The 10,369-nt window shown below is 45.5% G+C and carries 9 protein-coding genes and 1 pseudogene; 6 read left to right on the top strand and 4 right to left on the bottom strand.

Features of this window, described 5'->3' with window-relative positions; genetic code table 11:
• Together WBA89_RS16235 and WBA89_RS16230 are read left to right on the top strand one after the other, a co-directional pair.
• A pseudogene (locus WBA89_RS16235) lies at positions 1-959 on the top strand (hypothetical protein); the annotation flags it as partial.
• A gap of 439 nt (positions 960-1,398) precedes the next feature.
• A complete protein-coding gene (locus WBA89_RS16230) occupies positions 1,399-1,959 on the top strand; it encodes a Uma2 family endonuclease (protein ID WP_333114804.1) in 561 nt (186 codons plus the stop codon).
• Between the two features lie 121 nt (positions 1,960-2,080).
• Here WBA89_RS16230 and WBA89_RS16225 read toward each other — a convergent pair whose 3' ends face one another.
• On the bottom strand, positions 2,081-2,569 hold the full coding sequence (locus WBA89_RS16225) for a hypothetical protein (protein ID WP_424408154.1): 489 nt from the start codon (positions 2,567-2,569) through the stop codon (positions 2,081-2,083).
• A gap of 187 nt (positions 2,570-2,756) precedes the next feature.
• On the opposite strand from WBA89_RS16225, the gene WBA89_RS16220 reads away from it, so the two are divergent.
• The 3 genes from WBA89_RS16220 (at position 2,757) to WBA89_RS16210 (ending at position 3,635) form a co-directional block, all read left to right on the top strand.
• Positions 2,757-2,945 (top strand): ribbon-helix-helix domain-containing protein, encoded by a 189-nt coding sequence (locus tag WBA89_RS16220; RefSeq protein WP_293189205.1) that lies wholly within the window; start codon positions 2,757-2,759, stop codon positions 2,943-2,945.
• Positions 2,946-3,006: 61 nt separating this feature from the next.
• Positions 3,007-3,189 carry a ribbon-helix-helix domain-containing protein gene (locus WBA89_RS16215; protein ID WP_424408152.1) on the top strand — a complete coding sequence of 61 codons (183 nt, stop codon included), beginning with the start codon at positions 3,007-3,009 and terminating at the stop codon, positions 3,187-3,189.
• Between the two features lie 134 nt (positions 3,190-3,323).
• Complete coding sequence (locus WBA89_RS16210) at positions 3,324-3,635, top strand: helix-turn-helix domain-containing protein (RefSeq protein WP_424408150.1); 312 nt, start codon at positions 3,324-3,326, stop codon at positions 3,633-3,635.
• A gap of 465 nt (positions 3,636-4,100) precedes the next feature.
• Here the strand turns inward: WBA89_RS16210 and WBA89_RS16205 are convergent, their stop codons facing one another.
• Positions 4,101-6,569 carry an ATP-dependent Clp protease ATP-binding subunit gene (locus WBA89_RS16205; RefSeq protein ID WP_424408148.1) on the bottom strand — a complete coding sequence of 823 codons (2,469 nt, stop codon included), beginning with the start codon at positions 6,567-6,569 and terminating at the stop codon, positions 4,101-4,103.
• A gap of 543 nt (positions 6,570-7,112) precedes the next feature.
• Positions 7,113-7,742, bottom strand: coding sequence for a hypothetical protein (locus tag WBA89_RS16200; RefSeq protein WP_424408146.1), 630 nt, complete (start codon positions 7,740-7,742; stop codon positions 7,113-7,115).
• A 216-nt stretch (positions 7,743-7,958) separates the two neighbouring features.
• Between WBA89_RS16200 and WBA89_RS16195 the strand changes: the two genes are divergently transcribed.
• Positions 7,959-9,011 (top strand): hypothetical protein, encoded by a 1,053-nt coding sequence (locus WBA89_RS16195; RefSeq protein WP_424408144.1) that lies wholly within the window; start codon positions 7,959-7,961, stop codon positions 9,009-9,011.
• A 301-nt stretch (positions 9,012-9,312) separates the two neighbouring features.
• Here WBA89_RS16195 and WBA89_RS16190 read toward each other — a convergent pair whose 3' ends face one another.
• Positions 9,313-10,200: a CheR family methyltransferase gene (locus WBA89_RS16190; RefSeq protein ID WP_424408142.1), complete on the bottom strand. Its 888-nt coding sequence runs from the start codon at positions 10,198-10,200 to the stop codon at positions 9,313-9,315.
• Positions 10,201-10,369: the final 169 nt, after the last annotated feature.

Here is a 10,369-nt window from a genome sequence, read left to right as displayed (position 1 = left end):
TCCTGATTTTGGCTTCTACTAACGATATTAAATCCGGGATAAATTTAGGATTAGTCACCGGTGCTTTATTAGTGCAGTACGCTTTCTTGCAAGGGCGAAATAATCTCGATCGCCAATGGGCAGAAATTTGGATTTACTTGGGCTGGCTAGAAGCCTTTGGCGTCCGGCTTTATTGGATAAATACGCCTTTAGTCAAGTACATTTCCGGGCCGCTGGGGCCGTGGAAAGTTGCCTTTGCTTCTCTATTTGCCTATTTCATTTACATCTTACCTTGGGATAACTGGGGTTGGTCAAAAAATCCCTGGAAGATAATCGCTTCTCTGATTCCAATCATCGCGATTGTGGAAAGTCCCGCTAAGTTTTATCCGATTAGCTTCCTCATAGCTGCCGCCTTCTATGTTTTCCTAGCTTGGGAAAAGCGCGAAGTCCGTTTTACCTACGTGAGTGTGGCGATAGTTGACTGGGTATTGCTGCGCTGGTTTGGACAAATCGGATTGACTCAACCCGAATGGTATTTTACTCCTTTAGGACTTTCTTTCCTTTATGTTGCTCAGTTCGTGAAGCGTAGCTATCCCGTAGGGAATCGCGCTTTGCAACTACCAGCCCAAAAAACCCTGCGCCACACTCTGCGAATCCTCGCCACGGCGCTGATTTGCGGGATACCTCTTTTGACTCAGCAAAGCCACGGTTTAGTAGCGGGGGCTTTTAGTTTGCTGGCGATTGTGGCTGGTTTGGCGCTGAGAGTGCGGGCGTTTTTGTTTGTGGGGACAGGAATTTTCTTAATCAATGTTTTCTATCAGTTGGTGGTGCTGATTTTTGACTATCCCCTGATTAAATGGGCGATCGGCTTGGCTTTTGGGATTGTGTTTATCTGGATTGCTGCTACTTTTGAAACTCGGCGCGATCGCATTTCTGCTTTTGTGCAGCATTGGGTTGTACAGTTCCAATCTTGGGATTGAATTTTCCGCAATACACCTCTTTGTTTCATTCCCTCGCTCTTCTTCAAAGTATCTGCGTTAATCTGCGTCGATCAGCAGGGCATCTGCGGTTGCTCTATCAATCAAAGATTTATGCACTTGCTCGTCTAATCAAATCCTGTTGCCCCGGAAGAGCGGGTTTACCAAAACTATAATTTTCTCCGATAAAATCTAAAAAAAACGCCCTTTTTTTTGGGGTCAAAGGCTTGACATTGCCGATTTAAAAAGGTATCATATGATAATGGGAGTGGTGGCAATTTTTAAATTTAAGCCACCACTCCCATTATCTAAATAATACCTTAAAAATCAAGCAAAATCAATAAGTAAAAATACCTTTTTTTTGCGCCGCGATTTGAGATTGTGAAAGCAGCAAAGGCGATGCAACAGAAAAACGGCAACTAAAAGGAGCGCCAAATAAGTGATGACAACTCAGTTAATCAAGCGCCTGTTCACAGTAAAAGAATATCATCAGATGATTGAATCTGGCATCTTGACAAAAGATGATCGAGTTGAATTGATTCGAGGAGAAATTGTTCAAATGGCGGCCGTCGGTAGAAGGCACACCTCCCATGTCAAGCGCCTGACAGAGTTATTCTATATCAGCTTATTATCAAGAGTAACCATTGGAGTTCAAGATCCGGTAGAATTGGACGATCGCTCGGAACCTGAACCGGATATTTCCTTACTGCGGCGGCGCGATGATTTTTATGAATTGGGACATCCTCAGTCGGAGGATATTTTACTAATTGTGGAAGTAGCGGATACAACCGCTGAAACTGACAGAAATATCAAAATTCCTCTTTATGCTGAAGCGGGTATTGCAGAAGTTTGGCTGGTAGATATTAACGAGCAATGTGTCGTAGTTTATCGCGAACCTTCTCAATCGGGATACCAAAATATTCAAAGATTCCAGCGGGGTCAGACTTTATTTATTCTAGCTTTTCCAGACATAGAAATTCCTGTGGATGCGGTGTTGGGATAAAAAGCTGGACTCATACCATTTTTTTTTCGCCGCGACTTGAGAGTCTAAATTAACAAGAATCAGCAAACAATTATAGGCAAAGGTGGGCAGAAACCCACCGTAAAGCAGAGCTATTAATTGTTTAATCTAACTCTGGATCGCCAGGTCTATCGAACACAATCTCAAAGATTCCCGATCGCACAAACCGCCGCAAAGCCCTTAAATGGTCATCCGCATCTTGGCGATTGCAAAAACGCGCAACAGCGTGATTTCTAGCATCAGGCAAAACCCGCACAATCACCCAAGGTTGGGCATAATCCGGCCTTAAGAAATCAGGCGTTTTCGTGAGTTGCGGATTTGGAGAATGTTCGGCAATTATTTGGGCACTTGCTTTTCGGAGAATGTCGAGGTAGCTGGCGATGAGACTGCCCGTGAGGTTGGCCGCCAACTGTTCGATTAGATGGCCCGCTAAGCTTTTGACCTCTTTTTCCTGCAACAGCACCCGCTGCGCGTCGAAATCGGTGTCAGAGTAGCTGCGGATGCAGGATAGGAGTTGTGTGATGCCGAAGTCGTCTAAAGCTTGTTGGTAGCCGCGAGAAAATTCGCTTCCGTCGCTGGAAGGTTTTATCATGGTAATAGCTCTCTTTGATTTTTAGAGCCACAAGCCAGCGACGAACTTTCCTAGGGCGCGCGCTGGCTTTTGACTTTTCCGAGTATAGCACGCAATAATCACATATATGTAGCGGATGCGTAACAGTTAGACATAAAGACCTAAATGCAGCACACTTAAGATCGGCTTAAACAAAACTAAATCTCCGATGACCAAACGCTTGACAACTTATTTAGCTGAAGGAATCTATGACATTCTTGAAGATTGGGCCGATCGAGAACGCCGTTCAATCAGCAGCTTAGCAGCATTCCTTTTAGAAAAAGCTGCGAGAGAAGAACAGGAAAAAATCCAAAAACAGCCACCACCCCCATCTGATGAAAAGCAGGGGCGACAGTAAAATTGCTATGAAATCACCAACGATATACTGACACTCAGCTTAAACAAAAACTTAGTCTCTGATGACCAAACGCTTATCAACATATTTAGCAGACGGAATTTACACTCGCCTTGAGGAATGGGCAAAGCAAGAAGGGCGATCGACTAGCAATTTGGCAGCATTCCTCTTAGAAAAAGCTCTTGTAGACCATGAGGAGAAACTGCTAAAACAGTCTGCATCTGATGAGAAGCAGGGGCAGCAGTAAAGTGGATGCTCCCATAGCCCGCAATCAACTGCGATCGGCTTAAACAAAACTAAATCTCCGATGACTAAACGTTTAACCACTTATTTAGCAGCAGGAATCTATGACATCTTTATACGACAAGGACAAATGGAAAAATGACCCTTACTTTCGATCGAGCTAATTATAGCAATTTGCTGGCAGAAGTCGCTCCACGGGCGATCGAAACCGAGGAAGAATACGATCGCCTCCTAGCAGTCGCAGAGCGGCTGACGTTCGCCAAAAACCGCACTCCCGAAGAAAAAGCTTTACACAAGTTATTGGTAACGCTAATAGAAGTTTACGAAGCTCAAAACTATGCGATCGACAAATCCGAACCTCACGAGATTTTGCAACACATCATGGAAGCCAGCGGCACCCGTCAAGCTGACGAGAGTGGGCATCATTGGATCGAGTGGCGTAGTGTCTGAGGTTGTTAATGGCAAGCGGGCAATTAGCAAAGCACAAGCTAAGGCACTCGGCGATTATTTTAAAGTGTCGCCTAGTTTGTTCATTTAATATGATGTAAATGCCAATTTTCAACACTCATACAGCAGTCTTCCGTAGGGTGTGTCGCTATCCACAATCTTTAAGAAATACGGCTAATTTAATAGCGACGCACCTGGTAGGTTCAATGAATCAAGAAGCCAGCCATTTTTTTTTAGCAAGCTTTTTTATTGGCAATGAAATGTTGGATTTGTTTGTTGACATATTGACAAAAATAAGGTGCGTCGCTATCAGATTGTCGCTTTTTTTGAGGATTGTTGATGTATCCGCACTCTACAGTTACTGTTGCTGCATTCTTTTTTTTAACTGGTATTATTTAATTAAAAAACCCGGTTCCTGCAAGAAACCGGGTTTTTAATCAGACGTTATTTATCCGCGTGTCATCGCACTTAATGACTCAAAGCGAATTCCGGCAATCTCGGTTCAGGTTCGCCACCCGGCAATACCTTCACCTGACCGTTTTCATCCACATCTACGATCGCGCTTTGGCCTTCTTTCAGCTTCCCAGACAGCATTTCCTCAGCCAGTACATCTTCCAACAACCGCATGATGGCGCGGCGCAAAGGCCTGGCACCGTAGCTGGGATTGTAGCCTTCTGTAACTAACAAGTCCTTGAACTTGTCTGTCACCGACAAAGTAATACCCTGTTCGGTTAAGCGGCTGAAGAGTTGCTGCAACATGATATCGGCAATCTGCTTGACTTCTTCCTTGTTCAACTGGCGGAAGACGATAATCTCATCCAAGCGGTTGATAAATTCGGGACGGAAAAACTGTTTCAACTCTTCGTTTACCAAGCTGCGGACGCGGTTGTACTGCGCGTCTGTGGCAGTTTCAGCAAACTCGAAACCGAGACCGCCGCCGCCTTTTTCAATCACTCGCGAACCGATGTTTGAGGTCATCACCAGCAGCGTATTCTTAAAGTCTACTGTCCGACCTTTGGCATCGGTCAAGCGGCCGTCTTCCAAGATTTGCAGCATCATGTTGAAGACATCGGGGTGAGCTTTTTCGATTTCGTCGAACAAGATGACTGTGTAAGGACGGCGGCGCACTGCTTCTGTTAGTTGGCCGCCTTCGTCGTAGCCGACGTAACCCGGAGGCGAACCGATGAGTTTGGAGACGGTGTGGCGTTCCATGAATTCGGACATATCTAACCGAATCATCGCTTCTTCGGAACCGAAGAAATAGGAAGCCAGGGCTTTTGTCAGTTCCGTTTTGCCGACGCCTGTGGGCCCGGAAAAGATGAAGCTGGCGATCGGGCGATTCGGATTTTTCAAGCCTACCCGGGCGCGGCGGATCGCGCGAGAAACTGCGCTGACAGCTTCTTCTTGACCGATTAAGCGCTGGTGCAGCGTGTCTTCCATGTGCAGCAGCAATTCCGATTCCGATTCTGTCAGCTTGCTGACCGGTACTCCCGTCCAATTTGCCACGATGTGGGCGATGTCTTCTTCGGTGACGATGGGAGAGATTCTGACTTGGCTTTTGTTGATCGTAGCTTCGGCGATTTCGGCTTCAATTTCTAATTCGCGATCGCGCAATTTGCCAGCTTTATCAAAGTCTTGTTCGCGCACCGCAGCATCTTTTTCTTTGCTAACAGCCGGAAGTTGTTTTTTGAGTTCTTTAACTTCGGGCGGGGTTTGCGAGTTCAAGACGTGGACGCGGGAACCTGCTTCGTCTATTAAGTCGATCGCCTTGTCTGGCAAAAATCGATCGTTAATGTACCTGTCTGACAGTGTAGCCGCTGCTTCTAAGGCTGCATCGGAAATTGTCAGTCTGTGGTGCTGTTCGTAGGCCGATCGCAAACCGTACAATATTTCTATTGTTTCAGCTACGCTCGGTTCGCCAACTTTTATCGGTTGAAACCGACGTTCTAAGGCAGCGTCGCGCTCGATGTGCTTGCGGTATTCATCCAAGGTAGTCGCGCCCACACACTGCAATTCGCCTCTAGCAAGGGCTGGTTTGAGCATATTGGAAGCGTCCATGCTGCCTTGAATCGCGCCTGCACCGACTAAGGTATGAATTTCATCAATTACCAGAATTATGTTGCCTGCTGCGCGAATTTCGGCCATGATTTTTGTCAGCCGTTCCTCAAATTCGCCTCGGAATTTTGTACCCGCAATCAGCGAACCCATATCGAGGCTGATTACTTGTTTGTCTTCTAAAATTTCCGGGACGTTTTTGTTAACAATTCGCTGGGCCAGACCTTCTGCGAGGGCTGTTTTGCCTACTCCCGGTTCGCCTACGAGCACTGGATTGTTCTTCGTGCGGCGGCCCAACACTTGGATCACGCGCTCGATTTCATTTTCGCGGCCCACCACGGGATCGAGTTTGCCGCTGGCTGCTAGCTTGGTGAGGTTTGTGCCGAATTCTTCTAAAGTCGGGATTTTGCGATCGCCGCTATCCCCCCTGCCTCCGGATGCCACCGCCACTTCTCCCACGGCGCGAATTACCTGCGTGCGGACTCTCTGCCGATCGATTCCCAGGTTTTGCAGCACCTTCGCCGCCACCCCTTCATCGTCTTGGATCAGCCCCAGCAAGATGTGCTCGGTGCCGATGTAATTGTGTCCTAACTGTCGCGCTTCGTTGAGCGCCGTCTCAAAAATCCGCTTGACGCGGGGGGTAAACGGAATTTCCGGCGGGAGGAACCCGGAACCTCTACCGATGATATTTTCAATTTCATTCCGCGCCTCTTTCAAGTTGAGGCCCATATCCAGTAATACTTTTGCAGCGATGCCAGTGCCTTCGCCTACGAGTCCCAAAAGGATTTGCTCGGTGCCTACAAAATTGTGGCCGAGGCGCCGCGCTTCCTCTTGGGCTAGCATTATTGCTTTAATGGCTTGTTCTGTAAAGCGTTCAAACATATTTTTTCCTTCCTACTGTCTTGGCGAGGGCTGTATCGCTGCTGGTGAGGAGCGATTTTGGAACACTACACAAATTATATATGTAAATTTTTGTGTATTTCCTTCTTTAGTAACAATGTATCGCTAGTAATAGGGGGCGGACAGTGGGGAGAGCCGAATAGTTGGGGTGTGTTTGCCGTCTGGCTGTGCGATCGGCAAGTGGCAATACAAATTAATGTCATCAATCATATTATTCACCGTCTCCCAATTTACTTTATTGCCCCTCCCCTGTCAAGCATTCTCTCAAAGCCTGCTAGCGACAGTACCCCGATCGCTAACCAGGAATACTTTTGTTTCAAATGAGGTTATTCGATCGAGTATTTCCACCCCAACCAATTTCATTTTAACAGCTTAAGGAACCTCTGGGCGCGCCCGATCGCAAATTTCCAATTTGCAGCGCCTCTTAATTCCTCTTATTCACCTCCTCGCGCCAGAGATTTCGATAACTTTTAAAACCAGTTTTTAGGGGCTTTTGGGACGGCAGACCGTTACATTTTCCTGACTTCAAAGCCATTGTGGAACCAACTGTTTAATAACTTTCACAAACCCGATCGCAATTTGAATCAGCGGCCAACCCGCAAAACCGATTAACACCGCCCAGCGAGTTTTAATATCCAAACCTTGGCGAACCGCCACAATTACAGATAGCAAGCTCCACACAGCTAATATCCGCTCTATCCCTTCTCCCAGCAAGGGAATTAATGTTAAAAAATTCAGCACTTGCGGGGCGTAAGCAAATCCGATCGGAACCAACAACTCCCCATAACTTACATGACCGGGTTTCAGCCACTGCCCGATTTTAAAAATAGTGAAAGTCCAAAAATAATAACCCCCCACCAGTGCCAAAGCATCTATCAAAAGTGCTAACAATAACACTGATAGCTCAGTTCGATTGATTAACAAAATGACGGCACTGCCAAAAACGCGGGACACCGCTGCTAAAATTACAATCGTTAAAGCTATCCGCTTCGTTCTAGCAGTGTAGGGAGTTTTTTCGTAAAAGTTGCTGTTCAAAGAAAGTGCGTTCCAAAGCGTTCTCCGCAAACCTGCAATTGAATCTTCTCCTCTCACCTTTAACTCCTGCTCCTCAAGATAGTTGACAACTCGGACAAAATAAGCTCTAATACAGCACAATCACCAAAATATTTCTACATAATTAGGTAATTAATATCAATTTTTTATGAGGCTGCTCCCGAATCTGATCCCCCCTAACCCCCCTTAATAAGGGGGGGACAAGATTCCTATCAAAGTCAACCCCTACTCCCCTTATTAAGGGGGATTTAGGGGGATCGGAATATGTGCAACTTCACATTAAATTGGTATAACAGGCATTCTACCAGATTTTATTAAATGCTAAGATTGATTTTCCGGCTATTTGCGTGGCTGCGCGGGGGAAGTTTAAATTTGTTGCTCATCGCAGGTCTAATCCTGCTAGTTTGGGGCATTCTTTCGCCAGTGGGAACTGTTATATGGTGGCTGGGTCAAAGTGCCGAAACTTTGGGTTTCAAAAAAAATTCGCCGGAGATATTGCCCGAAAACGACAGCAGCCCGGAAGCGGGCAAATCTTCGCCGAGCAATTGTTATATCATCTTTTTACCGGGAGTTGGCGATTTTTCGGGGGACGAACTAACACCGGGAGAAGCATTTTTTCTCAAACATTTAGTTGAACGTCACCCGCAGTGCATAGCAGTGGGAGATGTTTTTCCTTATTCAGCTTCTAACAAAAGTTTAGGCGGACAGCGCTGGCTAGCTCCTTTTTGGCGGTTTGCAGCACAGGCAAAAGGTGGGCCGATTGGGGCGGATATATTCATCAAAATTCGCAATCTCTGGAGGTTTGCAATTTCTCTCGACTATCGCTACGGTTTTGCATACAATCAGGGAATTGCCAGTGCAATTATCGATCGCATGAATGCTAAATCTCCGATTTCAGCTAATCCTCAAAAACCTTTGCAAATTATTTTAATTGGCACTAGCGGCGGCGCACAAGTTGCTTTGGGTGCTACTACCTATCTCAAAGAATGGCTGAAAGCAGAAATTACTGTTGTTTCAGTTGGGGGCGTGTTTTCGGGAGAAAATGGTTTTGCAGAAGCCCATAACGTTTTCCATTTTCGCGGCACTCGCGATTCAATTGAGGATATTGGCGGCATAGTTTTTCCGACTCGCTGGTACTGGTTCGCGACTTCTCCTGTCAATCAAGCTCGTTTACAAGGACGCTACGCAGAAGGTTTCAGCGGCCCTCACAAGCACGACGGCGAAGAGGGATATTTTGGGGAAGATCGGGCAAGTAACGGTGAAAAGTATGTAGATATTACGCTGGATAAGATTAATCAATTGCCTGTTTGGTCTGAGGGCGCGTCCAAAAAAAAGGACAAAAGTTCTCATCCAACTGTAAAAAATAATTAGGTTGGCAGTGAGGAATTTAGTTTTGATTGATTCCTAAAAATTCATCAAGACAAGACCAGAATTCCTACTACAAACCTATTTTATTAGAGTCGGTCGCCGCTCGAATTATATCAATTTTTTTAACATCGGAATTATTCATCTCTGTTCTGGGCATCTGCGTTAATCAGCGTCAATCCGCTGTCATCTGCGGTGAGAACTTTTGTTTTTTTAACCGCAGATACAGGCAGATTAACACAGATTAACGCAGATGAATTAGAGCGATTTTGGTGGCAGCGGTTGATTGTTGACTGTTGACTGGATTTTACAATTGGGATGCTACCGGATTTGATATCAATCGGTAACATACAGTTTTTTCAAACTGCACGGGCTTAAAATAACTGTCAAGATTAACGGTTGTTTCTCCTCCTCCTAAAAACAAATAGCCGTCAGGCCGCAACACCCGCCGCACTCTCGCTAAAATCGATTGCTTTGTCTGAACATCGAAATATATTAAGACGTTTCGCAGAAAAATAACATCCATTTGAGGCATCGATCCAAAGGGTTCTGTTAAGTTAATCTGGCGAAATTCGATCGAAGAGCGGATCTCTTCTTTAATCTGCCATTCCTTGCCGCAATCGCGGAAGTATTTGTGTAAAAATGCTGTTGGTAAACCTCGCAATACTTCGTGCTGCGCGTAGCATCCAGAATTTGCTCGCTTCAGCATTGTTGTAGAGATGTCGCTACCAATTATTTGCACTTGATTTCTCGCCAACTGCGGAAAATATTCGCGCAGCAGCATCGCAATACTGTAGGGTTCTTGGCCGCTGGAACAAGCAGCACACCAAATATTCAAAGTTCCCTCGCCTTGCATCTGTTTTAACAATTCCGGCACTATCGATGTTTTTAATATCTCAAAAGGGTTGACATCTCGAAAAAAAAATGTCTCGTTGGTCATCATTGCTTCGACAATCGATTCGTAAAGCGGGCTAAAACGCTGTTGTTTGATTTGTTTTAATTCTGCAACTAACCCGCTGACGGAATTCGTTCCGGCTTGTTTTGCTAATATCCCTAAACGCGATTCAACGAGGTACATTTTATCTTCAGCAAGAAATACACCGGTGCGATCGTACACGAGTTTGCGGATGTAATCAAAATCTGCAATAGTTATCGGCATGGTAATTGAAGGAAGAAGGAAGAAGTCATTAGTCATTAGTCATTAGTCATTAGTCATTAGTCAGTAGTCATTAGTCATTAGTCATTAGTCATTAGTCAGTAGTCAGTAGTCAGTAGTCATTAGTCATTAGTCATTAGTCATTAGTCATCAGTCATTAGTCATCAGTCATTAGTCATCAGGAAGAAGTCATTAGTCATCAGTCATT

Source organism: Microcoleus sp., assembly GCF_049646505.1.
Lineage (GTDB): Bacteria > Cyanobacteriota > Cyanobacteriia > Cyanobacteriales > Microcoleaceae > Microcoleus.
The sequence above is the reverse complement of the archived record's forward strand: the minus strand, read 5'-3'. Positions and strand labels throughout refer to the sequence as shown.